Below are 23601 nucleotides of genomic sequence, written 5' to 3'. Positions count from 1 at the left end.
GGCCATGGCATCGCAGCATGATGGAGCCGGCGGAAGCCCGCTGTTCCGCCTGGACGGTCAGGTGATGGTCGTCACCGGCTCCAGCCGGGGCATCGGGCTGGCGGTTGCCGAGCAGGCGGCACTCGCCGGAGCGGCGGTCGTGCTGTCCAGCGAGGATGCGGCGGCCTGCGAAACTGTGGCGGCCCGGCTGCGCGGCCGGGGCCTGACGGCTCTGGCCGTCGCCTGCGACGTCCGCCGGCCGGACCAGCTGTCCGCCCTGCTGTCGGCCACGCTCGACCGGTTCGGCCGCCTCGACAGCTTGGTCGCCAATGCCGGCGTCACGCTGGAGGAGGGACCGAGCGCCCGGGTGCCGGACGAGGCCTACCGGACGATGATGACGATCAATCTCGACGCCACCGTCCGGCTCTGCACCCTTGCCGCCCCGGTCATGGCCGAGCACGGCGGCGGCTCCATCATTGTCATGTCCAGCCTCGCCGGGCTGCGCGGCAACCGCAATCTCGGCGTCTATGCGCTGACCAAGGCGGCCAACGCGCAGCTCGCCCGCAATCTGGCGGTCGAATGGGGGGCGGCGAACATCCGCGCCAACGCGGTGGCCCCCGGCCTGATCGACACCGCCTTCGCCGGGCCGCTGAAGGAGAAACCCGAGGCGTTGCGCCGCCGGCTCGACCGCACGCCGCTCGGCCGCATGGGACGGCCGGAGGAGGTGGCCGGTGCCGTCCTCTTCCTCGCCAGCCCGGCGGGCGCGTTCGTCACCGGGCAGACCCTCGTCGTCGACGGCGGTACGCTGATCGCCGACTGACCCAGATTCATTGCAAAGGACCAGCCATGTTCCAACTGCGCACCTACACGCTCGCCAGCGCCGAGGCGGCGGACCGCTATCTGTCCGTCCATTGGCCGCGCCATCTGGACAGCCTGCCCACCTTCGGCATCACCGTCCATGGCGTCTGGCGGTCGGTCGATCCCGAGGCGCCGGCCCGTGTCTTCGCCCTGGTCTCCTTCGCGCCGGGGGCCGACATCGCGGCGGTGAACGCCGCCTACATGCAGAGCGACGCCTTCCGCGCCGACATGGACGGCTTCGACCTCGGCGCCATCCGTGGCGTCGAGGTGCAGCTGCTCGCCGCCGTGCCCGGCCTGCCGCCACTTTGATGCTGCCGGACCGATGCAAGACATCGCGACAGACCATTGGTCAGCGGTCCGGCCAATGTGCAGTATGAAATAACAGTCCGGCCAACGAACGATCGTCACCGGCCGTTCCGACCGCCGCTTCCCGAATTCATCCCTGCGGATCCGCGCGTCACCGCGCGCCACACCTCCGGCTTGCCCGGACGGGGCCCCGGTCCCGGACCCCGCATGGTCGCACGCCATCTGATCAAGAGGCTTCCATCATGGCCATCGTCGGCATCGACACCGTCCTCTACGGGGTCGAGGATCTCGATCTCAGCACCCGCTTCTTCGAGGATTTCGGCCTTCCGCTGCTGTCGCGCAGCGCGGAGGAAAGCGTCTTCCGCCTCGATGAAGGCTCAACCGTCCTGCTGCGCCCCTACGGCCATCCCAGCGTTCCGAAGGGAACCTACCAGGGCTATGGCGTCAAGGAGACCATCTGGGGCGTCGACAACCGGGAGAGCTTCGACCGGTTGGTCCGCGACATCGGCAGCGACCGCGAGGTGACGGTCGGGCCGGACGGGGCTGCCCGCTTCCGCACCGACTGCGGCCTGCCGGTCGGCCTGCGGGTCTTCAACCGCAAGAAGGTCGTCTACGCCCCCGATCCGCTGAATGCGCCGGGTCATGTCGGCCGCCTGAACCAGCACCGCAAATGGAAGCGGCGCGCGAGGCCGAAAACCCTGAACCACGTCGTCTTCGCGGTGGAGGATTACTGGAAGAGCTTCGCCTTCTTCCGCGACCGGCTGCACTTCCGCCTGTCCGACCACCAAAAGCAGGTCGGCATCTACACGCGCTGCGACGGCGCCAACGATCACCACAACATGTTCCTGGCCGATTGCAAGCTGCCGGGCATGCCGGGCCACCCGGCCTTCCATCACTGCAATTTCGGTGTCGAGGACATCGACGAGGTGATGGTCGGCTCCAACTACATGACCCGCCAGGGTTGGAAGCACGGCTTCCTCGGCACCGGCCGCCACCGCATCGCCTCGGCCCTGTTCTGCTACCTGCTGTGCCCGGCGGGCGGCGAGGCCGAATACGGCGCCGACAGCGACTATCTCGACGACAACTGGATCCCGCGGGAGTGGGAGTTCCGCTTCGGCACCGCGACCTGGATGCACTCCCTGCCGCATTTCATGCAGGAAGAGGTGCCGTGGGACGTCGAGTTCTACAAGGAATTCCTGCCGCCGCGGAAATGACGCGGCAAAAGGCGAAGCAAAAACCGGGAAAACACGGGCTGGGAAGGACCGGCGGCAAATCCGCCGGCCTCCGGAGGGAACGAGCAGCATGAAACCTGTCGAAAAGATCCTGGTGGTGGGCGGCGGCATCGGCGGACTTGGTGCCGCCATCGCGCTGCGCCGCCGCGGCTTCGCCGTCGATCTGGTGGAGGTGAAGCCGGACTGGACGGTCTATGGCGTCGGCATCATCGTACAATGCAACGTGGTGCGGGCCATCGCCCAGCTCGGCATCCTCGACCACTTCCTCGATGCCGCCTTCAGCTTCGACAACGTCAGCATCTACCGCACCGATGGCGGGCGCATCGCCACCATTCCGGGGCACCGGCTGGCCGGCCCCGATTATCCGGCTAATGTCGGCGTGTCACGCCGCGCCCTGCACAACGTGCTGGTAGCGTCGGCGGCAGAACTCGGCGCCTCGCTGCGTCTCGGCGTCACCGTCGAAACTCTGGAGGACGACGGCGACGGGGTGGATGTCCTGTTCACCGACGGCCAGCGCGAGCGCTACGGGCTGGTGATCGGCGCCGACGGTCTGTTCTCCAAGGTGCGCGGCCTGCTGTGGGGCGATGCGGTCCAGCCGCGGTTCACTGGCCAGTCGGTCTGGCGCTACAATTTCCGCCGCCGGCCGGAGGTCGACCATCTGATGTCCTTCACCGGACCGGACGCCAATGCCGGGCTGGTGCCGCTGGCCGACGACCTGATGTACATGTATGTGACCTCGACCGAGCCGGGCAATCCGCGCATGGAGATCGCGCAGCTGCCCACTCTGATGCGGGAGCGGCTGGCGGGCTTCGGCGGCCTGATCGGCGACCTGCGCGAGGAGATCACCGACCCCGAGGGCGTCGTCTACAAGCCGCTGGAGGTGGTCTTCACCCCGGCGCCCTGGCATCGCGGCCGTGTCGTGCTGATCGGCGACGCCGCCCACGCCACCACCCCGCATCTGGGCCAGGGCGCCGGCATGGCGATCGAGGATGTGCTGGTGCTGGCCGAGGAGCTGGAGCGCGGCGGGCCGCTGGAGCGGGTCTTCGCCGCGTACATGGAGCGCCGCCTGCCGCGCTGCAAATACATCGCCGAGACCTCCATCCAGATCGGCGAGTGGGAGATGAACAGGGTCGACATCGACCGCTCCCCCATCGTCCGGCAGATGCTGGAACTGACCGCCCAGCCGATCTGATCCTCCCTTTCCGACCGGCAGGAGGCCGGATGTCATGAAACTCGCCAGCTTGAAGAACGGGCGGCGCGACGGCCGGCTGGTCGTGGTGTCCCGCGACCTGACCCGCGCCGTCGATGCCGGCCCTGTCGCCGCCACCCTGCAGGACGCCATCGAACGCTGGGCAGAGTGCGAGGAGCAACTGCGCACGCAGGCCGCCGCGCTGGAGGCCGGAACGGCGGACGGCGCCTTCCCCTTCGACCCGGCTCAGGCCCATGCGCCGCTGCCGCGCGGCTACCAATGGGTCGATGGATCGGCCTTCCTCAACCACGGCCGGCTGATGCAACGGGCCTACAATCTGCCGCCGATCGAGGATGCCGACACCATCCCCCTGATGTATCAGGGAGCCTCCGACGATTTCCTCGGCCCCCATGACGACCTGCCGCTGCCCGACGAGGCGCTGGGGATCGACTTCGAGGGCGAATTCGCGGTGATGACGGAGGATGTGCCGATGGGCTGCACCGCCGCCGAGGCCGCCGGCCATGTGAAGCTGGTCCTGCAACTGAACGACGTCAGCCTGCGCGCCCTCGGCCCGCGCGAGATGAAGACCGGCTTCGGCTTCCTCCAGACCAAGCCGTCGACCTCCTTCGCGCCGGTGGCGGTGACGCCGGACGAGCTTGGCCGGGCCTGGAGCGACGGACGGGTCCATCTGCCGCTGCGGGTCGATTGGAACGGCGACTGGTTCGGCCACCCCAACGGCGGCGGGATGAATTTCAGCTTCTTCGAACTGATTGCCCATGCCGCCCGCACCCGCCGGCTGCATGCCGGAACCATCGTCGGCTCCGGCACGGTGTCGAGCGCCGAGCCCGGTGCCGGATCGGCCTGCATCGCCGAACGCCGCGCCATCGAGACCATCGAGCATGGCGCGCCGCGCACCCCCTTCATGCGCTTCGGCGACCGCGTGCGGATGGAAGCGAGAAGCGACGACGGAGCCCCGCTGTTCGGTGCGATCGATCAGCGCGTGGTTGCCGCCGAGGCTGCGCGGCAGGGTGCGGCACGATGAGGATCCTGGTCACCGGCGCCGGCGGTTTCGTCGGGCGGCGGCTGGTCGCCAAGCTGCTTGCGGATGGCGCCCTGGGCGCTCCGGTCGAGCGGATCGACCTGATCGACCTTCACTTCGACGGGCTGCCGGAGGATGCCCGGCTGCGCCGCCATCACGGCAGCTTCGGCGATGGGGAAACGCTGGAGGCGGCACTCGCCGACGCCGAAGGGAATGGCGGCGGGGATGTGGTCTTCCACCTCGCCAGTCTGGCCGGCGGAGCGGCGGAGGCTGATTACGAGGCTGGACGGCGGGTCAATCTCGACGCGACGCTGGCTCTGTTCGACCGGCTGGGCCGCCGCTCCGCCCCTCCGGTCGTCGTCTTCGCCAGCAGCATCGCAGTCTATGGCGCGCCGCTGCCCTCGCCGGTGGATGACCGGACCCTGCCGCGCCCGGTGCTGAGTTATGGCACCCACAAGCTAGCGGCGGAGCTGGTTTTGCAGGATCTCAGCCGTATCGGCCGGCTCGACGGACGGGGGCTGCGGCTGCCCGGCATCGTCGCCCGGCCGCGCGCCGCCGCCGGCATGCGCTCCGCCTTCATGAGCGAGCTGATATGGGCCGCCGCCGCGGGAGAACCCTATGTCTGCCCGGTGTCGCCCCAGGCCGTCGCCTGGTGGATGTCGGCGGACTGCTGCGTCGACAATCTGCTGCATGCCGCGAGGCTCGACCGTGACGCACTGGACGCACAGCGGATCTGGCCGCTGCCGGTCCTGCGCCTGACCGCCGCGGAGGTGGTGGAAGCGCTGGCCCGCCGCTTCGGCGCCGGCTGCCGCGATCGCATCGCCTACGACCCCGACGCCGGGCTGGAGGCCATCTTCGGCAGCTTCCCGCCGCTGCTGGCGACAGCGGCGGAACGGCTGGGATTTCGCCATGACGGGTCGGCCGACGCGCTGATCCGCAACGCGCTGGCGGCCTGAGGCGGGCCGGCGTTCAAACGAACAAAGGGGATGGGGTATGTTCCGTTACTTCCCGACCAACTATGTCTGGAACCTGTCGGTCGATCTGGCGCTGGAGATGGGCGCCAAGATCGGCGAGATCGAGGAGATGTGCGCGCCGCTGCTGGAGGTGTCGAAGCAGGGCGATGACGCCGGCACCCGCCTGTTCATGCAGTCCTGGGTCGCCATGGCCGACAAGCTGTGCGGGCTGGCGGCGGAGGACGAGGCGCAGGGCCGGCTGCTGTCGGCCGGCGACAAGCTGAACCGCGCCGCCACCTACCTGATCACAGCGGAGCGGATGCAGGCCCATGGCAGTGACGGCCGCGCCACCCTCTACGCCCGCTTCCAGGAGGTGTTCCGCAAGGGCGTCCGGCTGGCGAAGGAGAATTGCGAGCGGGTCGAGATCCCCTATGGCGACGCCCGCATCGCCGGCCTCTATGTCCGCGCCGAGGGAGTTTCGGGGCCGGCGCCGATCCTGGTGCAGGTCAACGGCCTCGACAGCACCAAAGAGATGAAGTACCGCGTCGGCCTGCCGCGCATGCTGGCCAAACGCGGCATCGCCTCCCTCATCATCGACCAGCCCGGCACCGGCGAGGCGCTGCGCCTGCACGGTATGACCGCCCGCTACGACAGCGAAGTCTGGGCGAGCCGGGTGGTCGACTGGCTGGAGGGCAGGGCCGACGTCGATCCCAAGCGCATCGGGCTGGAGGGCGTGTCGCTCGGCGGCTATTACTGCCCGCGCGCCGTCGCCTTCGAGCCGCGCTTCGCCATGGGCGTGGTGTGGGGCGCCAATCACAATTGGGGCGAGGTGCAGAAGCGCCGTCTGGCCCGCGAGGGCGAACGCCCGGTGCCGCATTACTGGGACCATGTCCGCTGGGTCTGGGGCGCCCACGACATGGACGAATTCATGGCGATCGCCGAGAAGGTGACGCTGGACGGTGTGCTCGACCGCATCCGCGTGCCCTTCCTCGTCACCCATGGCGAGGCCGACAAGCAGATCCCGCTGGAATACGCCCACCGCAGCTATGAGCAGCTGGTCAACAGCCCGAAGCGCGAACTGAAGATCTTCACCCCGCGCGAGGGCGGCATCCAGCACAGCAGCTTCGACAACAGCGACAACGCCGCCAACTACATCGCCGACTGGGTCGCCGAGACCCTCGGCGGCCGCATTGCCTGAACCGGGAGCTCGCCATGAGCCAGGAAGACACAGCCTATCAGGGCCGCCGCATCGTCACCGGCCATGATGCTGCCGGCGCCTCCGTCCTGCTGGCGGCGGAAGCGCCGCCGCACAGCCGGACTCTGCCGGGCGCCCGCTTCTACGAGATCTGGGGTACCGACCGCAGCCCGGCACCGATCACCTCCCTGCCGGCGGAGGAGCCAACCAGCGCCCGGCCGGCCATCCACCCCAGGGGGGGCGGCAGCGCCATCCGCATCATCGACTTCCTCCCCGCCGGTCGCGGCGGGGTGCGCAGCCCGATGCACCGCACCAGCACCGTCGATTACGGCATCGTGCTGGAGGGCGAGATGGTGCTGATCCTGACCGACAGCGAGGTCGCGCTGAAGGCCGGCGACGTGGTGGTCCAGCGCGGCACCGACCATGCATGGGAGAACCGCTCCGACCACATCGCCCGCATGGCCTTCGTGCTGCTGCACGGCGAGTTCAGCGAGGAACTGCGGGCAAAGCTGCCCGATCTGCATCTGATGCCCTGAGCGAAAAAAGTCCTGAATGAACAGGCCCGATCAGCCGTCCGGCCGCTCGGCGCAGGAGGCGAGCAGGTCGCGCATCCAGCGGTTGGCCGGATCCCTGTCCTGATACTGGTGCCATTGCAGATGCTCGGCCAGCCTGGGCAGCGGCAGCGGCAGCGGCACGAGGCGGATCGGCAGGAAATGGGCCTGCCGTTCGGCCAAGCGGCGGTGGGCGGTGACCACCCGCTGGGTGCCGATCACCAGCTGGATCGCGGAATTGAAGTCGTAGGTCACCACCTCCAGCCGGCGGGCACGGCCGCCGTTGGAGACGAACCACTCCTCGAAGGAGGGCATGCGCTTGGTGTTGCCGAACCGGGTGGTGATGTGGCCGAGCGCCAGATACTCCGCCTCGGTCAGGCTGTCGCCAACCAGTTCGTTGTCCGCCCAGACGACGCAGACGTAATCATCCTCGAACAGCTGGCGGGAGGGATGCTCCGGCGACAGATAGGGGTGCGGCATGATCAGGAAATCAGCCTCGCCACGTTCCAGCAGATCGGTCGGCTGGGCATATTGCGACAGGAACTCGCAGGTGATGCCGGGGGCGAGCTTCGACAGCTGCGTGACGGCGGGAACGCCCAGAACCGCCAGCACATAGTCCGAGGCGATGATGCGGAAATGGCGTTTGGCGGTGGCGGGATCGAAGTCCAGCCGGGTTTCCAGCGTCGCCTGGATATCCAGCAGGATGGTCCGGATGCGGGGGCGCAGCAGCTCCGCCAGCGGTGTCGGCACCATCTTGCGGCGGACCGACACCAGCAGTTCGTCGCCGAAATAGTCACGCAGCCGGGCAAGCGCACCGCTCATCGCCGACTGGCTGAGATGCAGCCGTTCGCCGGCACGCGTGATGCTCTGTTCCTCCAGCAGGGCGTCGAGGGCAACCAGCAGATTCAGGTCCAGACGGTTGAAATGCATGCGGTCACTGCCGGCGCTATCGATAGGAAACAGATCATCTGTATCGCCGATTGTCATGATCGTGACAATCGATTTCTCAAATGGAATCGGGTGGTTAACACTCAGCACACCACCCGTGGGGAGGAGCAGCCATGGCTCGACGTCTGATCGATCTTTCCATTTATCTTGAAAACGATGTCTTCTCCGATCCTCCGGGTCTGCGTCCGACGATCGAGTATGAGACCCACGACGAGTCCGTCGCGACCTTCGAGCGGCTGATCCCCGGCCTGAAGGGGGAGGATCTGCCGGACGGCAAGGCGGCGGCGGCGGAATGGGTGAGGCTGACCACCCACAACGGTACGCATCTCGACGCGCCCTACCACTTCCATCCGACGATGGACGCCAAGCTGGGCGAGGCGCGCCGTTCCATCACCATCGACGAGGTGCCGCTGGACTGGTGTTTCCAACCCGGGGTGAAGCTGGATTTCCGCCACCTGCCCGACGGCCATGTCGTCACCGCGGCGGAGGTGGAGGCCGAGCTGGCCCGCATCGGCCATACGCTGCAACCGCTGGAGATCGTGCTGGTCAACACCCGCGCCGGCTCGCGCTATGGCCATGACGACTTCATCAACGCCGGCTGCGGCATGGGTTATGAAGCGACGATGTATCTTCTCGAACGCGGTGTGCGGGTGACCGGCACCGATGGCTGGAGCTGGGATGCTCCCTTCTCCTACACCGCGAAGAAATATGTCGAGACCGGTGACAAGAGCCTGATCTGGGAGGGGCACAAGGCCGGGCGCGACATCGGTTATTGCCATCTGGAAAAGCTGCACAATCTCGAAGCCCTGCCGCCAGCCGGCTTCATGATCTCCTGCTTTCCCCACAAGATCCGCGGCGCGTCGGCCGGCTGGACCCGCGCGGTCGCCATCATCGGGGAGTGAGCAGCGTCACGGAGGAGGAGGCGCCGTCCCCTTGCATCACCGGCCGTTCTGGGCTCTGCTGGGATCGAGGTTTCCGGCTTTTGCGGGAAACGGCGTCGTCACCGTCTGCAGGCCATCCGATGCGTATCGTTTTCCGCTGTGATCCCGCGCTTGCCGACCATTTGCCCCGCCCTGTCCCGGCCCGCGCCATTCTGCCCGATTGGCTGCGGTCCATGCCCGCGAAGGCGCATTCGGAGATTCACGGTCGGGAAATCCGCACGGTCAAACAGTGCCCTCCCTTCGTCGATGCCATGTCCCACGGCTTCATGATCCTGCTGCCATGCGACATGACCGTTCGCAATGGTGCCTTCTCCTGGGATTGGGCCATCCCGGCGCCTTCGACCGAAGGTCATCCACGGTCACCGCTCAGCTTCCACGTTGCGGAGCAGCTTGCCGGCGCGCCCTTTTCCAACGGGCTGGCGGCGGTGAAGTTCAACAGCTTCTGGACGATCGAGCTGGAGGAAGGCTGGTCGCTGTTCGCCACGCACCCGGTCAACCGCCACGAGCTTCCCTTCCGGCTGGTGACCGGCGTCGTGGATTCCGATCGCTTTACCGACGCGGGGATCAATTTCCCGGCGATCTGGTCCGATCCCGATTTCTCCGGTGTCCTGCCGAAGGGCATGCCGATTGCGCAGTGCTTTCCGGTGCCGCGGGCAGCACCCGATCTGGTCTTCGAAAGATTCGACGAGGCGCACAAGGCGGCCTACGAGAAAACGGTCACCGAGGTGCTCGCCGAGCCCGGCGTCTACCGGAAACGCTTCCGCGCGAAGCGCCGCCACACACCGGCGCACGCCGTCTGACCGCAAACCGGAGTCAGGATTTGAGCATGCGCTTCAATGCTTCGCGGTCGAGCCACAGCTGCCCCTGCGGTGCGGAGGTCAAAGACATCGCGATCACGCCGAATGTTTCGGGCTGCACGCCGTAGGCTGTTCGATAAGCCGCGACGGCACCGTCGATGTCGCGCATGTCCTGAAGCACGATACCCAGATTGACCGCCGCCTCGGCGTTGCCGGGCTGCTGTTCGAGCACTTTGCGATAGGCGTCGGCCGCGCCCGTCAGATCGTGCAAATCCTGTTTCACCAGACCAAGATCGAACCAGAGGCAGGCCGTCCGGCCGCTCGCCGGGACGGCTTCCAGCACGGCGGCCGCATCGCGAAGCAACCCATCTTCAAAAAGCAGTCGGCCAAGACGCGCGGCGGCCTCCGGCGACGCAGGATTGGCATGGTTCGCTGCCCTCCAGGCATCGACTGCCCGGTTCCGATCGCCTGCGGCATCGAACGTACGGGCCTGTTCAAGAAGGATTTCGAAACTGGGGGAAATTGTAGCGGCGCGTCCGAGGTGAAAGATGGCCCGGTCGAACTCACCGCAGGATCGCGCGATGCGGCCAGCAAGCAACTGGCCGGGTGCGTTGTCGGCCTTTGCCGCCAGACTTGCCTGGATATGGATGCCCGCCCTTGCCACGTCCCCCTTGGCAAACAGGACCGCCGCGAAAAGGTGATTGAGGATCGGATCATTCCGGCTCCGCCGCAGGCCAACCTCGCACAGGGATATTGCCTGCTCGAAGCGTCCGGCATTGAAATCAGTCACGATTTGCCGCACCTGATCTTCGGTCGTCGCGACCCGCATGCCTCGCCCGCCTTTGTCGTTGCCGCTACGAGAGACTGCCGATGCCGCAGTCATAGGTACAGGCAGAAGAGCGCGCCATACAAATTTTGGGAGTCAGGGTGCGTTGCGTTCTGGCAGGAGCACTTCGGCGCCATGATCTGTCCAGCCTATGCCAGCGCCCGCCGGCCCGGCTTCATCTCCCGCTTCGCCATGCTACCGGAAGGGCCAAGTCGAAAATGCAGCGCCACGGGCGGCACCGGTCAGCCCCTCTCCGACGACGCCCGCAATCCATAGGAGAGCCTGACCGGGGAGGCGTTGGACGGCAGACCGCCTCCCTGGGCGGCGCGAATGGAAAGCGACCCGTCCGCCAGCCGGCTTATAGCAAGATCACGATAGTCCCGGATGGCGGCATGTCCTGCATCCACGGCCGTGGCACCCGCCGCAGCATGGTGGGTCGCCGTGATCACCAGCACCGATGCGCCAGCACTCACCGCCGCCGCGATCCCGGCCGGGGAATCCTCCACCACAAGGCAGCGGTCCGCCGTTGTGCCGAGCCTTTCGGCCGCCAACTGGAAGCAGTCGGGAGCCGGCTTGCCCCGCTCGACATCCTCGGCACCGACCAGAAGCGGCGGTGTGGGCAAGCCAGCCGCGGCGATCCTGCGCAAGGCAAGCGTGCGCGGCGCCGACGTAACGACTGCCCAGCGGTCCGGGGGCAATGCCGCGAGGAACCCGGCAGCGCCGGCGATTTCCTCGATCCCATCGACATCCTCAATCTCGGCCTGGGTGATCGCCCCGGCCTCCACCTCCGGATCGACGCCGGGCAGGCCGAGCCGACGAATGGTCTCGACCGCCCGAACGCCATGGATGGTCGGCAGGAAGGCTTCGACGTCGATGCCGTGGCGCAGCGCCCAGGTGGTCCAGATGCGCTCCGCCGCCTTGATCGAGTTCAGGACCGTCCCGTCCATGTCGAAAAGAACGGCGTCGAAGAGAATGGCGTCGGTCGTCCGCATCCGATCATGCCCGTCCTGGTTGGCCCGGTCGGCATCCCTATCACCGCTTGCGGGATATGGGTAGTCGGAAAAGGATACCGGCTTCAGCGGGCCTGGAGCACCCCGACCGCCCCGCGCGCCACCTCGTGCAGGTCGGCTTCGCCACCGGACTGGACATGAGCGAACAGGCCGGCGCGCATGCGCGGATCCCAGAATTTGCGGATATGGGTCGCGGTCTCCGTCACCGCTTCCTCATGCGGGTAGGTGGCGAAATGGACGGCGATCTGGTTCGCCATCCGGACCAGATCCTTGGCGTGGTTCGTGTGGCTCATCGGTGTCTCCGGAAGGGGTTGGTGTCAGCGGAACAGGATGACGGTGTCGCGGCGCGACAGCGCACCCAGGGTCAGGTTGGCGTTGCGCGCCAGTTCGAGCGCCAGCGCCGTCGGCGCCGAGATGGTCGCCAGCAGCGGGATGCCGACCGCGGCGGTCTTCTGCACCAGTTCGAAGCTGCAACGGCTGGTCATCACCACGAAGCCGGTGGCCGGGTCGGCGCCTGAGCGGACGACAGCGCCGATCAGCTTGTCCAGCGCGTTGTGGCGGCCGACATCCTCACGCGCCAGACGGATGGTGCCGTCGGGCGCGCACCACGCGGCTGCGTGGACCGAACGGTTGGCCCGGTTCATCGGCTGGTGATCCGGCAGGGCGCGGAAGGCGGCGGCCACGGCGGCCGGGTCGACCTCCAGCGAGGTTTCTATCTTGCGGGGCTCCCGAACGGCGTGGACAAGACTGTCCACGCCGCACAGGCCACAGCCGCTCCGCCCCTCCATGGAGCGGCTGCGCAGACTTCCGCGCAGGAGCCGCAGGGGATCGACCGTCAGGTTGACGACGAAGCCCAGCGGGGTTTCCCGCACGGCGATGTTCTCGATGTCGGCGGCGGACCCGACGATCTCCTCGGCCAGACTGAAGCCCAGCGCGAAGTCTTCCAGATCGGCAGGGGTCGCCATCATCACGGCGTGGGAGCGGCCGTTGTATTCGAAAGCGACCGCGGTCTCCTCCGGCACCTGCCATTCAACGTCCGCGCCCTCCTCCACCCCGACACCGGCGGAAAAGCCGGTGCCGGTGACGGCGATGGAGCACATGGAATTATCGTCGGGACGGATGGACCCAGAAGGCATCGCGGTCATGCTTCCCACTCCTCAGGCCGTCACTCGGCGGCGATCACGTTGGCGGCGGCGATGCGCTTGCGCTCGACGTCGTTCTTCGCATAGTCAACCTGCCAATCCGAGGGTTGGTTGCTGCGGGCGACCTGCACCGCCGTCACCTTGTATTCGGGGCAGTTGGTCGCCCAGTCCGAATTCTCGGTGGTGATGACGTTGGCACCGGTCACCGGATGGTGGAAGGTGGTGTAGACGACGCCGGCCGGCATGCGGTCGGAGATCACGGCGCGCAACGTCGTGGCCCCCATGCGGCTGGCGAGCGACACCATGTCGCCGTCCTTGACGCCGCGGATCTCGGCGTCCACCGCGTTGATCTCCAGCACGTCCTCCGGATGCCAGGCCACGTTGGCGGTGCGGCGGGTCTGGGCGCCGACATTGTAATGGGCGAGGATGCGGCCGGTGGTCAGCACCAGCGGATACATCCGCGTGGTCCGCTCGTCGGTCGGGACATATTCGGTGATCACGAAACGGCCGAGACCGCGGGCGAAGCTCTCCCCATGCATGATCGCCATGCCGGTGTCGTCGTCCTCGAAGCCGGTGCAGGGCCACTGGACGCTGCCGACGCGGTCAAGCTTCTCGAAGCTGACGCCGCGGAAGGTCGGGGTCAGCCGGGCGATCTCGTCCATGATCTGCGCGGTGGTCTCGTAGTGCATCGGATAGCCCATCGCCGTCGCCAGCGCGCAGGCGACCCAATGCTCGTCCTTGCCGACCTTCGACGGCATCGCCTTGCGGACGCGGTTGATGCGGCGCTCGGCATTGGTGAAGGTACCGTCCTTCTCCAGGAAGGAGGTGCCGGGGAAGAAGACGTGGGCGAAGGCCGCCGTCTCGTTCAGGAACAGGTCCTGGACGATGACGATGTCCAGCGATTCCAGCGCCGAGGTGACGTGGTTGGTGTTCGGGTCGGACTGGACGATGTCCTCGCCCTGCACGAACAGGCCGCGGAAGCTGCCGTCATGCGCGCTGTCGAACATGTTGGGGATACGCAGGCCGGGTTCCGGATCCAGCGTGACGCCCCAGGCAGCCTCGAACTCGTGACGGACGGCGTCGTCCGACACGTGACGGTAACCCGGCAGCTCGTGCGGGAAGGAGCCCATGTCGCAGGAGCCCTGCACGTTGTTCTGGCCGCGCAGCGGGTTCACCCCGACGCCCTCGCGGCCGATGTTGCCGGTCGCCATCGCGAGGTTGGCGATCGCCATCACCGTGCTGGAGCCCTGGCTGTGTTCGGTCACGCCCAGGCCGTAATAGATCGCGGCATTGCCGCCGGTGGCGTAGAGGCGGGCGGCGGCGCGGACCTGATCGGCAGGGACGCCGGTGCGCGATTCCAGATATTCCGGTGAGTTGCGGTGCTCGGCGATGAACGCCTCCCACTTCGCGAACTCCTTGGGATCGCAGCGCTCCTCGACGAAGGACCGGTTCACCAGTCCTTCGGTGACAATGGTATGGGCGATGGCGTTGACCACGGCGACGTTGGTGCCGGGCTGGAGCTGGAGGTGGTATTCGGCCTGGACATGCGGGCTGCGCACCAGATCAATGCGGCGCGGGTCGATGACGATCAGCTTGGCGCCGGCGCGCAGGCGCTTCTTCATGCGCGAGCCGAACACCGGGTGGCCGTCGGTCGGGTTGGCGCCGATGACCAGGATGACGTCGGACTTGTCGACGCTCTTGAAATCCTGGGTGCCGGCCGAAGTGCCGAAGGTCTGCGACAGGCCATAGCCGGTCGGCGAATGGCAGACGCGGGCGCAGGTGTCGATGTTGTTGGTGCCGAAGGCGGCCCGGATCATCTTCTGGACGACATAGACCTCCTCGTTGGTGCAGCGTGACGAGGTGATGCCGCCGATCGAGCCCCGGCCATACTTGGCCTGCACCGCCTTCAGCCGCTCGGCGGCGTAGGCGACCGCCTCCTCCCACGACACTTCACGCCACGGGTCGGTGATCTTCTCGCGCACCATGGGCTTCATGATGCGGTCCTTGTGGGTGGCGTAGCCCCAGGCGAAGCGGCCCTTGACGCAAGAATGGCCCTCGTTGGCGCCGCCGTCCTTCCACGGGGTCATGCGGACCACCGTGGTGCCCTGCAGCTCGGCCTTGAAGGAGCAGCCGACACCGCAATAGGCGCAGGTGGTGATGACGCTGTGTTCCGGCTGGCCGTGCTCGATGATCGACTTCTCGGTCAGGGTCGCGGTCGGGCAGGCCTGGACGCAGGCGCCGCAGGACACGCACTCGCTATCCATGAAGCTTTCCTTGGCGCCCGGCGACACCGAGGAGGCGAAGCCGCGGCCGTCGATGGTCAGCGCGAAGGTGCCCTGGGTCTCCTGGCAGGCGCGGACGCAGCGCGAGCAGACGATGCACTTGGAGGCGTCGAAGGTGAAGTAGGGGTTGCTCTCGTCCTTGGCGGCGGCGCGATGGTTTTCGCCGTCGAAACCGTACCGCACGTTGCGCAGGCCGACGGCGCCGGCCATGTCCTGCAACTCGCAGTCACCGTTGGCGGCGCAGGTCAGGCAGTCGAGCGGATGGTCGGAGATGTACAGCTCCATCACGCCGCGGCGCAGCTTCGCCAGCTTGTCGGTCTGGGTGTGAACCTTCATGCCGGGGGCGACGGGGGTGGTGCAGGAGGCCGGGGTGCCGCGGCGCCCCTCGATCTCCACCGCGCAGAGGCGGCAGGAACCGAAGGGCTCCAGGCTGTCGGTGGCGCACAGCTTCGGCACGGTGATGCCGGCGTCCATCGCGGCGCGCATCACGGAGGTGCCTTCGGGAACGGTGATGCTGCGGCCGTCGATCTCCAGCGTCACCAGGGTCTCGGAGACGCGGGCGGGAGTGCCGTAGTCGGTCTCGTGGATGAGGGTCATCTCGGGTGCTCCTGGGGTCGCTCGTTATTCGGCGGCGATGTGGGTGACGCGGACGGCGTGCTGCTTCTTGCGGAAGTCTTCCGGGAAGTGCTTCACCGCGCTGCGCACCGGATAGGGCGTCATGCCGCCCATGGCACAGAGCGAGCCGTCCACCATCACGTCGCAGAGGTCGGCGAGCAGTTCGAGGTTCGCATCGACGTTCTTGCCGGCGATGATCTTGTCCAGCGTCTCCATGCCGCGGGTCGAGCCGATGCGGCAGGGGGTGCATTTGCCGCAGGATTCGGCGACGCAGAACTCCATGGCGAAGCGGGCCTGCTGGGCCATGTCGACGCTGTCGTCGAAGACGACGATGCCGCCATGGCCGACCATCGCCTCCTGCGCCGCGAAGGCCTCGTAATCCTTGGGCAGGTCGAACTGCGAGGGCGGCAGATAGGCGCCGAGGGGACCGCCGACCTGCACCGCGCGGATCGGCCGGCCGGTGATGGTGCCGCCGCCGAAGTCGTAGAGCAGCTCATGCAGGGTGATACCGAAGGCCTTCTCGACGATGCCGCCATTCCTGATGTTGCCGGCGAGCTGGAAGGGCAGCGTGCCGCGTGACCGGCCGACGCCGAAGTCGCGGTAATAGTCGCCGCCCTTGTCGAGGATGATCGGCACCGAGCAGAGCGACAGCACGTTGTTGACCACCGTCGGCTTGCCGAACAGGCCTTCCAGCGCCGGCAGCGGCGGCTTGGCGCGCACCATGCCGCGCTTGCCCTCCAGGCTTTCCAGCATCGCCGTCTCTTCGCCGCAGATGTAGGCGCCGGCGCCGACGCGGACGTCGAGGTGGAAGGTGCGGTTGGTGCCGTGGATGTTGTCGCCGAGCCAGCCCTCGTCATAGGCGAGCTTGATGGCATGGCGCAGGGTCGCCGTGGCGTGCGGGTATTCCGAGCGCATGTAGACGTAGCCGGAGGTCGCCCCCACCGCGATGGCGGCGATGGTCATGCCCTCGATCAGGCAGAAGGGGTCGCCCTCGATGATCATGCGGTCGGCGAAGGTGCCGCTGTCGCCCTCGTCGGCGTTGCAGCAGACGAACTTCTCGTCCGCCTTCGCCTGCATCACCGTGTTCCACTTGATGCCGGTGGGGAAGCCGGCACCGCCGCGGCCGCGCAGGCCGCTGTCGGTCACCGCTTTGACGATCTCCGCCTGGGACATCGCCAGCGCGTTCTCCAGGCCGCGGAAGCCGCCATGGGCGCGGTAGTCCTCGACCGACAGCGGATCGATGATGCCGCAGCGGGCGAAGGTCAGGCGTTCCTGCTTCTTGAAGTAGGGGATTTCCTCGGTCAGGCCGTGGCCCAGCGCATGATCGCCGCCGGTCAGGAAGCCGGCGTCGAACAGGCCGGGGACATCCGCCGGGGTGACCGGGCCGTAGGCGACGCGTCCGTCAGCGGTTTCCACCTCGACCAGCGGTTCCAGATAGAGCATGCCGCGCGAGCCGTTGCGGACGATGCGCAGCGGCAGGTCGCGCCTGGCGGCCTCGGCCCGGATGGCGGCGGCCACGGCATCGGCGCCGACCGACAGGGCGGCGGAGTCGCGCGGGACGAAGACGGTGATCAGATGGCCGCTCATTGCGCGTGACCCTTGTGGCTGTCCTTGTGGCTGAGGGCGCGGGGGATTTGCTGGTGGGCCGTCGGGTTGGCCCGCGTCTCGGCCGCCAGCGCGTCGAAGCGGTCGGGCGAGACCCGGCCGTGCAGGTTCTCGTCGATCATGACGGCGGGGGACAGGGCGCAGTTGCCCAGGCAGAAGACCGGTTCCAGCGTGAAGGCGCCGTCGGCGGTGGTGCCGTGGAAATCGACCTGGAGCCGCTTCTTGACGTGGTCGACCAGGGCGTTGGCACCCATCGACTGGCAGGCCTCGGCCCGGCAGACCTTGATGATGTGGCGGCCGGGCTTTTCGCGGCGGAATTCGTGATAGAAGGACACCACGCCATGCACGTCGGCGCGCGAGAGGTTCAGCTCCGTCGCCAGCAGGGGGATGGCCTGTTCGTCGATGTAGCCGAACTCTTCCTGCAGCGCGTGGAGGATCGGCAGCAGGGCGCCGCGCAGATGCCGATTGTCTTCGACAATCGTCATGGCGCGCTCAGCGCTCCACGGATGGCTTGCGTTCACGGGTGTCCCTCCTTGCGATCGTCCGCGCCGCTCTTGAGGTCGGCGTCGTTCTGGCTTGGCACTGCTGGGTTTTTCCGAACGTCTCTCAGCGCCCGGCACCATCAGAGTGGCGGAGGATACGGTATGCCAGCAAATTGTATTTTCCGATTGCGTAATAGCTTTTGGCTATCAAGAGCAGGCCGTCAGCGGATCGCCACGCGCCAGGGGATCATCGCGTCGGCGACGCCGATCGCCACGCGCTGGGCGATATCGGCATCGGATGCTGCCACCGCCAGCGCCTTGGCGAGCGGCGGCGGCGGGTCGCGGTCGGCATAGGCGAGGCCGACGACGTGGCTCAGCTCGGGGTCGACCAGCGGCAGGGCGACGATGTCCGGATGCGGCGGAACGAAGGTCAGAAGCTGGCCGGGGACGATGCTGGCGCAGTTGCCGGCGCGGACGATGGTGTAGAGGGTGACGATGGAGTTGGTCTCCATCGCCGGCTCCACCGTCCGCCCGGTCATGCGGAAGGCGGTGTCGGCGATGCGGCGGTTCTGCATGTCCGGGGTGAGCAGGCAGAGCCGCAAGCTCGCCGCCGTCTCCCACGGCACCGCCCCCTGGGCGATCAGCTCCTCCGGCAGCTCGTCGCGGCGGGCCAGCAGGTGGTAGCGCTCGGTGTAGAGCGGCAGGGTGCGGACGTTGTTCAGCGGCTCGTTGTCGAGATAGGTGATGGCGGCGTCGAGTTCGAACTCGTCGAGGCCGCGCTGGATCTCGCGCGAACTGAGCGACACGACGCTGGAGCGGATGTGCGGGAAACGGCTGGTGAAGGGCGTCAGCACATGCGGCACCACCGGCAGGGCGGTGGGGATGGCGCCGATCCGCAGATGGCCGGTGACGCCCTGGGCCAGCGCCAGCAGCTCGTGGCGCAGGTTGTCGCGCTCGCCGACGATGCGGCGGGCATATTCCAGCACCTTCAGCCCTTCCGGCGTGAAGCCTTCGAACTTCTGGCCGCGCTCGACGATGGGGACCTGAAGCTCCTCCTCCAGCTGGCGGATGGCGTTGGAGAGGGTCGGCTGCGAGACGTGGCAGCTCTCCGCCGCGCGGCCGAAATGCTTCTCGCGCGCCAGTGCCAGCAGATAGACGAACTTCCGGAACATCGCCCCTCCCTGCTCGTCAAGCGTCCGGGTCGAAGAGCGGGACCGGCAGGCCCGGTACCTCGACCGTCATGGCGAACAGGCCGCCGGACTGCGGCAACCGCTCCAGCTCCTCGGCCGGGCGGCCGGCGCTGGCGGTGGTGACGTAGAGCGTGCGCAGGTCGGGGCCGCCGAAGGCCACCATGGTCGGGCAGCGCGCCGGCAGCGGATGTTCCGACAGCAGGTCCCCGTCCGGCGAGAAGCGCGCGACCCGCCCGCCCTCATACAGCGCCGACCAGTAGCAGCCCTCCCCATCCACCGCCGCGCCGTCCGGCCGGCCGCGGTCGCCGTCCTTGGGCTCCAGCCGGACGAAGATCTCGCCGTCCGAGAGGTCGCCGGTCGCCGGGTCGTAGCGGTAGCGGCGCACGGTGAAGGTCGGGGTGTCGGCGTGATAGAGCGTCCGCCCGTCCGGGCTGAAGGCCAGCCCGTTGGAGGTCAGCAGCCCGCCGGCCAGCACCGCCAGCCCGCGCCGGTCATAGCGGTAGAGATGCGCCTTGCCGCCGGCCTTCGGCTCGTCCAGCGTGCCGGCCAGATAGCGGCCGGCGGGATCGGTCTTGCCGTCGTTGAACCGGCTGGCGCCCTGGTCCTCCGGATTGGTGGCGAGGCAGGTCACCGGCCTCCCCTCCCCGTCCAGTTCCCACAGGCCGGAGCGCAGGCCGGCGATGAAGCCGCCGCCCTTGCGCGGGGCGACGCAGCCGATCTCCTCCGGCAGAGCCATCACCCGGTTGGCGCCGGTGGCGGGATCGAAGCGGTTCAGCGCCTTGCCCTTGATGTCGACCCAATAGAGCGCCTGCTCGTCCACCGACCAGACCGGCCCCTCCCCCAGCTTGGCACGGGCATCGAGCACGCAGGTGAAGGCTGGGGTGAAGGTAGGGCCGGCGGTCATCGCGTGATCCTCGGTAGTCGAACGGACCCGCAGGGTCGGACAGTTCGGCCGCGCGATCAAGCCCGCTGGTGGGCTGGGTCCGGCCGCGGTGGCCGCGTCCGGCGGCGGGATGGAACGGCGTGGAACAGGTTTCGGCGGCTGTTCCATCCTCCGGCCGGCGCCCGGCGGGCGGGCGTCCGGGGCCCCTACCGGCGCCAGGAGAAGGGACCGGCTGCGCGGCGGCTCACCGGGCCGGGATTGAGGTTGGGGTACTCCTCATACTGGTTGAGGGTATAGGGGAAGACGCCCTTCGGCCCCTCCGCCTCCGGCTCGGCCAGGACGGCGGCGACCATGGCGGGGTTGGGCATCCTGCGTTCGCGAATGGCGCCGGGGATGTCGTCGTCATCGAGTTCGGGGACGGTGACGGCGGGCGGGTCTTCCGGTTTCGGGGCCGGCCTGGGGGCCGGCGGATCGTCGGGCTGCCGGTCAGGCTGGGAGGCTTGCCGCTTGCCCGCCGGGAGGTCGAGGCCGGCGAACAGGCCGAGCCGCTCGGCCAGCCAGCGCACGGTGGCGGGATCGCCGGAGGTGACCAGCCGCTCGATCTGCTCGGCGACCAGGATGCGCAGCGAGGACAGACGCAGTTCGGCCTCGCGGTTCAACGCCTGCCTCTCCCACCACACCCTGTGACGAAAATCCTGGGAGCCGTAATAGGCCCGCCACAGCGTGGTGCGGCTGCACCCCATGGCGCGGGAGACCTGAAGGAAGCTGTTGCCGCGGGCCAGCATGCCGGCGGCCATGATCCACTGTTCCTCATGGAACTGCGAACCGGGGACCAGCGAGCCTTCCGACGGGGTCGGCGGCTCTTCGGCCCAGCGAGGGAAGTTGTCGTTGTTGAAGCTGCGGGGGTCGAGGGGCATGGGGTGGCTCCGCGAATGAGGGGGCATTGCGGAGAGGGTATAGGATTTTCATCCTGTTTTGGGGAAGTTTCGTGAAAATGGGGATGGGCGGAGAGGCAATGCTTGACCCAATGCGGACAATGGGTTTGATGAGCTGCTCGGTCCTTAGAGCGCGGATCAAGACTTCGCTTTAGTTGTTCCAAACCATTAATTTCGCTTAGGATACAAGAGGTTTTGATCGGCACTCTTAGCGCCTTATCTCGCTGAACTGGCGCCAAGCAACTATCAACATAGTCATACTTGTTGAAAGCCGGATTGGCCTTGCTGTCTGCTTTAACGCCAGAAAACGCGAAAGAGGCGGTTCGCGCCTATCATACCAAGATGCTATCAGTGCGTAGGCAAGCGAGATTCCTTCGATGGGGAATTCGAAAAGCGGGACTACTCCTTTAATCTTGTCTATTTTCGGGAAATTCCTGTATAGTTTCTACCGCAATCGGCCCATTTCCGAACATAATCTTTATCCCGCGATGGATCCGTACAGAAGCAAATCATGGAAGGAATTTTGCAACGAAGTCATCCGGCTTGACGGCGGGGTGTGTTGTCGTTGCCGAAGAGGTCTCTCGGACGGTGTTATTTTGCAGGTCCACCACAAGGCGTATCTTCTCAATCATAAACCATGGGAATACCCCTATGAACTTTGCGAGACGCTCTGCCGTGGCTGCCATGCCGCAGAGCACGGAAAGATCATGCCGAATTTTGGCTGGTCCTTGATCGGGTATGATGACTTGGGGGATTTGGATGGGACCTGCCAGCTATGCGGGACTGCAATTCGCCACGTTTTCATGATTCAGCACAACAAATGGCCGACTATGGAAGTTGGAGAAGTTTGTTGTGACAATTTAACCTGCTCTGATGAAGCCGGCACCCACATGGAATCCCTTCGCCGATTTAATGATCGGCAGAGAAGATTCATTTCATCGTCGCGGTGGACTATACTCGAAGAGGGCATTGAGAGCATAAAGCAGAAAAATTACGAAATATCTATTGTTAATGTCAGACAAAAGTTTATGATTAGGATCAATGAAATTGACGGAAAGCAGAGGTTTACCTCTTCATTGGAAGCAAAGAAGACGGTATTTTTTCTCCTTGAATCTGGAAAAATTGACGAATTCATGAAAAAGAAAAGGGGACTTCTTGCCTAAACTCTGAATGCTCACTGAAGACAACAGTAGCTGGATAGAAACTGTAGTTCCAAAATCATAATTCATTATTTGGAAAACACAATTTTCAGAATTGATTTGACCGCAATCTCCGCACCTCTTCGTCGACAAGTTGCTTTGGTAATTTAAAGAAATCAAACAGCGCATAAAGTGGTTGAAGAAACTCGAAAAGAAACTCAGGAAGTTGATCCTCAATCTTGTCGCTTATAACGCTCAAACTACGCTCAAAATTATTTTGGCGTGCAATCTGCTCGGGATATACTAATCGGCGTCTTTCAATATGCACGAGTTCGCGTCCTTGTAATCCTGTCCATGCAACCATGATGGTCAGCGGCACGGGTGTCGACGACAACTGTTTGGCAAAGGACGCAGCCTGAAGAAAACATTCGGCAACTCGCCAAACTGGCATAGTAATATCGAACCCTTTGCCCTGTGGCAGACGATCAGGAATAGAATCTTCATCGAATCCACGCACAAGCAGCGCCTGCCCTTCTGCTGTCACTCGCCAGAAGTCAGTATGGGCCGGGTCAGCCAACCAGTGCCCAGGCTCATCACCAAGATAGCATTCGACAGAATTGTCATGAACATAAGGACGGATAGCGCCTCGTGTCGGCACCCACCAAGGGGACCATCCTGTATGCCGCACCGTAGCGCGATCCAGAAGATCAAGAACCTCTGCCAGCGGGCGGGCCGGCAAGGAGGCATCAATCTGATAGGCAACCGTGTAATAACCGAGAGCCTCTGCAGGTTTAGGATCGGCCCCCTCCGCCACAAGCTCACGCCATCGCATCAACCCTTTATCACGCCACGCCCTCAACTGTTCCAGCTTGGAAGGAGGCAATTCCTCCGTAGCCACACTCCTGCCATCCAATATCCCCCGGATCGCGTCCAAAAGATCGTCGCGGCCAGCACGGATACAGCGATCAAAAAGATCGCGCCAATCCCCAGCCGTTGCCGGCTCGGCACTCTCTGGCGTCGGACGACGGATATAGACGCGTCCTGCAATCAGGGTCTTCTGATCGGGACTACCCTTCTTCGCCTGTATCGGCACACGGTGGCTGCCCGGAACAATGACAACTGGGTGAACTGTACCGTCAGCACCACTCCGCCGGATATGCGTCACCTGAACTTGGAAGGCCGGTTCTGCATAGCTGGCAACAACTCGCGCAATGACATCCTGACTATAAGCGTCCAAAAATGAAGGTACCGGCTGACCCACTTGGAATGATCCGTCACTCAACTCCTCGAAACCGAGCAGGATAAACCCACCCCCGTGATTGGCAAGCGCAATGGCCGCCTTCGCGATCGTTGCAGCACCAGCCTTATCACCAAGGTCGATCCAGCGCTTGACCTCGATATTCAAGCTTTCTCGGGGTCTATCAACCAGCGCTTGGAGTTCCGTAGCAATCTCAGCCATATTCAATCCCGCGAATTGGTAACCAGTTTATGCACCTCTTGGGAG

23 protein-coding genes are annotated in these 23601 nt (G+C 65.9%); 11 read left to right on the top strand and 12 right to left on the bottom strand.

The window, feature by feature from the left end; genetic code table 11:
- Positions 1-4 precede the first annotated feature (4 nt).
- From J2848_RS26295 to J2848_RS26260, 8 genes are all read left to right on the top strand, one after another.
- Positions 5-799: an SDR family NAD(P)-dependent oxidoreductase gene (locus J2848_RS26295; protein WP_149233785.1), complete on the top strand. Its 795-nt coding sequence runs from the start codon at positions 5-7 to the stop codon at positions 797-799.
- A 26-nt stretch (positions 800-825) separates the two neighbouring features.
- The gene (locus J2848_RS26290) at positions 826-1146 is read left to right on the top strand and encodes an NIPSNAP family protein (RefSeq protein ID WP_149233784.1); all 321 of its coding nucleotides are present in this window, start codon (positions 826-828) and stop codon (positions 1144-1146) included.
- Between the two features lie 239 nt (positions 1147-1385).
- Positions 1386-2357: a VOC family protein gene (locus J2848_RS26285; protein WP_149233783.1), complete on the top strand. Its 972-nt coding sequence runs from the start codon at positions 1386-1388 to the stop codon at positions 2355-2357.
- 88 nt (positions 2358-2445) lie between these two features.
- The gene (locus J2848_RS26280) at positions 2446-3567 is read left to right on the top strand and encodes an FAD-dependent oxidoreductase (RefSeq protein WP_149233782.1); all 1122 of its coding nucleotides are present in this window, start codon (positions 2446-2448) and stop codon (positions 3565-3567) included.
- A gap of 34 nt (positions 3568-3601) precedes the next feature.
- The gene (locus J2848_RS26275) at positions 3602-4606 is read left to right on the top strand and encodes a fumarylacetoacetate hydrolase family protein (RefSeq protein ID WP_149233781.1); all 1005 of its coding nucleotides are present in this window, start codon (positions 3602-3604) and stop codon (positions 4604-4606) included.
- Positions 4603-5559 carry an NAD-dependent epimerase/dehydratase family protein gene (locus J2848_RS26270; protein WP_149233780.1) on the top strand — a complete coding sequence of 319 codons (957 nt, stop codon included), beginning with the start codon at positions 4603-4605 and terminating at the stop codon, positions 5557-5559. Before J2848_RS26275 ends, J2848_RS26270 begins: the two co-directional genes overlap by 4 nt.
- Positions 5560-5596: 37 nt before the next feature.
- Complete coding sequence (locus J2848_RS26265; protein WP_149233779.1) at positions 5597-6754, top strand: alpha/beta hydrolase family protein; 1158 nt, start codon at positions 5597-5599, stop codon at positions 6752-6754.
- A 14-nt stretch (positions 6755-6768) separates the two neighbouring features.
- Positions 6769-7287: a cupin domain-containing protein gene (locus J2848_RS26260; RefSeq protein WP_149233778.1), complete on the top strand. Its 519-nt coding sequence runs from the start codon at positions 6769-6771 to the stop codon at positions 7285-7287.
- A gap of 30 nt (positions 7288-7317) precedes the next feature.
- On the opposite strand, the gene J2848_RS26255 is transcribed toward J2848_RS26260, so the two are convergent.
- Positions 7318-8232 (bottom strand): LysR family transcriptional regulator, encoded by a 915-nt coding sequence (locus J2848_RS26255; protein WP_149233777.1) that lies wholly within the window; start codon positions 8230-8232, stop codon positions 7318-7320.
- Positions 8233-8363: 131 nt separating this feature from the next.
- On the opposite strand from J2848_RS26255, the gene J2848_RS26250 reads away from it, so the two are divergent.
- Both J2848_RS26250 and J2848_RS26245 read left to right on the top strand, forming a co-directional pair.
- Positions 8364-9152, top strand: coding sequence for a cyclase family protein (locus J2848_RS26250; RefSeq protein ID WP_149233776.1), 789 nt, complete (start codon positions 8364-8366; stop codon positions 9150-9152).
- Positions 9149-9991 carry a hypothetical protein gene (locus J2848_RS26245; protein WP_246194155.1) on the top strand — a complete coding sequence of 281 codons (843 nt, stop codon included), beginning with the start codon at positions 9149-9151 and terminating at the stop codon, positions 9989-9991. Before J2848_RS26250 ends, J2848_RS26245 begins: the two co-directional genes overlap by 4 nt.
- A 13-nt stretch (positions 9992-10004) precedes the next feature.
- Here the strand turns inward: J2848_RS26245 and J2848_RS26240 are convergent, their stop codons facing one another.
- From J2848_RS26240 to J2848_RS26195, 10 genes are all read right to left on the bottom strand, one after another.
- On the bottom strand, positions 10005-10817 hold the full coding sequence (locus tag J2848_RS26240) for a tetratricopeptide repeat protein (RefSeq protein ID WP_149233775.1): 813 nt from the start codon (positions 10815-10817) through the stop codon (positions 10005-10007).
- 239 nt (positions 10818-11056) lie between these two features.
- Positions 11057-11806 (bottom strand): HAD-IA family hydrolase, encoded by a 750-nt coding sequence (locus J2848_RS26235; protein ID WP_149233774.1) that lies wholly within the window; start codon positions 11804-11806, stop codon positions 11057-11059.
- Between the two features lie 83 nt (positions 11807-11889).
- Complete coding sequence (locus J2848_RS26230; protein ID WP_109446480.1) at positions 11890-12117, bottom strand: formate dehydrogenase subunit delta; 228 nt, start codon at positions 12115-12117, stop codon at positions 11890-11892.
- Between the two features lie 24 nt (positions 12118-12141).
- Positions 12142-12969 carry a formate dehydrogenase accessory sulfurtransferase FdhD gene (gene fdhD, locus J2848_RS26225; RefSeq protein ID WP_149233773.1) on the bottom strand — a complete coding sequence of 276 codons (828 nt, stop codon included), beginning with the start codon at positions 12967-12969 and terminating at the stop codon, positions 12142-12144.
- Positions 12970-12989: 20 nt separating this feature from the next.
- Complete coding sequence (gene fdhF / locus J2848_RS26220; RefSeq protein WP_149233772.1) at positions 12990-15845, bottom strand: formate dehydrogenase subunit alpha; 2856 nt, start codon at positions 15843-15845, stop codon at positions 12990-12992.
- A gap of 24 nt (positions 15846-15869) precedes the next feature.
- Entirely contained in the window at positions 15870-17450 is a 1581-nt protein-coding gene (locus J2848_RS26215) for a formate dehydrogenase beta subunit (RefSeq protein ID WP_149233771.1), read from the bottom strand.
- Complete coding sequence (locus J2848_RS26210; RefSeq protein ID WP_149233770.1) at positions 17447-17989, bottom strand: formate dehydrogenase subunit gamma; 543 nt, start codon at positions 17987-17989, stop codon at positions 17447-17449. Before J2848_RS26210 ends, J2848_RS26215 begins: the two co-directional genes overlap by 4 nt.
- 182 nt (positions 17990-18171) lie before the next feature.
- Complete coding sequence (locus tag J2848_RS26205; protein WP_149233769.1) at positions 18172-19122, bottom strand: LysR family transcriptional regulator; 951 nt, start codon at positions 19120-19122, stop codon at positions 18172-18174.
- Positions 19123-19138: 16 nt separating this feature from the next.
- Positions 19139-20044, bottom strand: a complete 906-nt coding sequence (locus J2848_RS26200; protein ID WP_149233768.1) for an SMP-30/gluconolactonase/LRE family protein — start codon at positions 20042-20044, stop codon at positions 19139-19141.
- Between the two features lie 185 nt (positions 20045-20229).
- A complete protein-coding gene (locus tag J2848_RS26195; RefSeq protein WP_149233767.1) occupies positions 20230-20940 on the bottom strand; it encodes a hypothetical protein in 711 nt (236 codons plus the stop codon).
- 395 nt (positions 20941-21335) lie between these two features.
- Between J2848_RS26195 and J2848_RS26190 the strand changes: the two genes are divergently transcribed.
- Positions 21336-22121, top strand: coding sequence for a hypothetical protein (locus J2848_RS26190; RefSeq protein ID WP_149233766.1), 786 nt, complete (start codon positions 21336-21338; stop codon positions 22119-22121).
- Between the two features lie 85 nt (positions 22122-22206).
- Here the strand turns inward: J2848_RS26190 and J2848_RS26185 are convergent, their stop codons facing one another.
- Entirely contained in the window at positions 22207-23556 is a 1350-nt protein-coding gene (locus J2848_RS26185) for an AlbA family DNA-binding domain-containing protein (protein WP_149233765.1), read from the bottom strand.
- Positions 23557-23601 lie beyond the last annotated feature (45 nt).

The sequence above is a fragment of the Azospirillum lipoferum genome, from assembly GCF_024170005.1.
In the GTDB taxonomy this organism is placed as follows: Bacteria; Pseudomonadota; Alphaproteobacteria; order Azospirillales; family Azospirillaceae; genus Azospirillum; species Azospirillum lipoferum.
This window is presented reverse-complemented; position numbering and strand designations above follow the sequence as displayed.

Excerpts from the sequence above, each read along its gene's own strand:
- J2848_RS26265 (WP_149233779.1), top strand. The coding sequence starts at position 5,597 with ATGTTCCGTTACTTCCCGACCAACTATGTCTGGAACCTGTCGGTCGAT.
- J2848_RS26295 (WP_149233785.1), top strand. The coding sequence starts at position 5 with ATGGCATCGCAGCATGATGGAGCCGGCGGAAGCCCGCTGTTCCGCCTG.
- J2848_RS26240 (WP_149233775.1), bottom strand. The coding sequence starts at position 10,817 with ATGCGGGTCGCGACGACCGAAGATCAGGTGCGGCAAATCGTGACTGAT.
- fdhF (WP_149233772.1), bottom strand. The coding sequence starts at position 15,845 with ATGACCCTCATCCACGAGACCGACTACGGCACTCCCGCCCGCGTCTCC.
- J2848_RS26255 (WP_149233777.1), bottom strand. The coding sequence starts at position 8,232 with ATGCATTTCAACCGTCTGGACCTGAATCTGCTGGTTGCCCTCGACGCC.
- J2848_RS26190 (WP_149233766.1), top strand. The coding sequence starts at position 21,336 with ATGGGGAATTCGAAAAGCGGGACTACTCCTTTAATCTTGTCTATTTTC.
- J2848_RS26280 (WP_149233782.1), top strand. The coding sequence starts at position 2,446 with ATGAAACCTGTCGAAAAGATCCTGGTGGTGGGCGGCGGCATCGGCGGA.
- J2848_RS26275 (WP_149233781.1), top strand. The coding sequence starts at position 3,602 with ATGAAACTCGCCAGCTTGAAGAACGGGCGGCGCGACGGCCGGCTGGTC.
- J2848_RS26185 (WP_149233765.1), bottom strand. The coding sequence starts at position 23,556 with ATGGCTGAGATTGCTACGGAACTCCAAGCGCTGGTTGATAGACCCCGA.
- J2848_RS26290 (WP_149233784.1), top strand. The coding sequence starts at position 826 with ATGTTCCAACTGCGCACCTACACGCTCGCCAGCGCCGAGGCGGCGGAC.
- J2848_RS26285 (WP_149233783.1), top strand. The coding sequence starts at position 1,386 with ATGGCCATCGTCGGCATCGACACCGTCCTCTACGGGGTCGAGGATCTC.
- J2848_RS26200 (WP_149233768.1), bottom strand. The coding sequence starts at position 20,044 with ATGACCGCCGGCCCTACCTTCACCCCAGCCTTCACCTGCGTGCTCGAT.
- J2848_RS26215 (WP_149233771.1), bottom strand. The coding sequence starts at position 17,450 with ATGAGCGGCCATCTGATCACCGTCTTCGTCCCGCGCGACTCCGCCGCC.
- J2848_RS26230 (WP_109446480.1), bottom strand. The coding sequence starts at position 12,117 with ATGAGCCACACGAACCACGCCAAGGATCTGGTCCGGATGGCGAACCAG.
- J2848_RS26205 (WP_149233769.1), bottom strand. The coding sequence starts at position 19,122 with ATGTTCCGGAAGTTCGTCTATCTGCTGGCACTGGCGCGCGAGAAGCAT.
- J2848_RS26235 (WP_149233774.1), bottom strand. The coding sequence starts at position 11,806 with ATGCGGACGACCGACGCCATTCTCTTCGACGCCGTTCTTTTCGACATG.
- J2848_RS26260 (WP_149233778.1), top strand. The coding sequence starts at position 6,769 with ATGAGCCAGGAAGACACAGCCTATCAGGGCCGCCGCATCGTCACCGGC.
- J2848_RS26270 (WP_149233780.1), top strand. The coding sequence starts at position 4,603 with ATGAGGATCCTGGTCACCGGCGCCGGCGGTTTCGTCGGGCGGCGGCTG.
- J2848_RS26250 (WP_149233776.1), top strand. The coding sequence starts at position 8,364 with ATGGCTCGACGTCTGATCGATCTTTCCATTTATCTTGAAAACGATGTC.
- J2848_RS26195 (WP_149233767.1), bottom strand. The coding sequence starts at position 20,940 with ATGCCCCTCGACCCCCGCAGCTTCAACAACGACAACTTCCCTCGCTGG.
- fdhD (WP_149233773.1), bottom strand. The coding sequence starts at position 12,969 with ATGACCGCGATGCCTTCTGGGTCCATCCGTCCCGACGATAATTCCATG.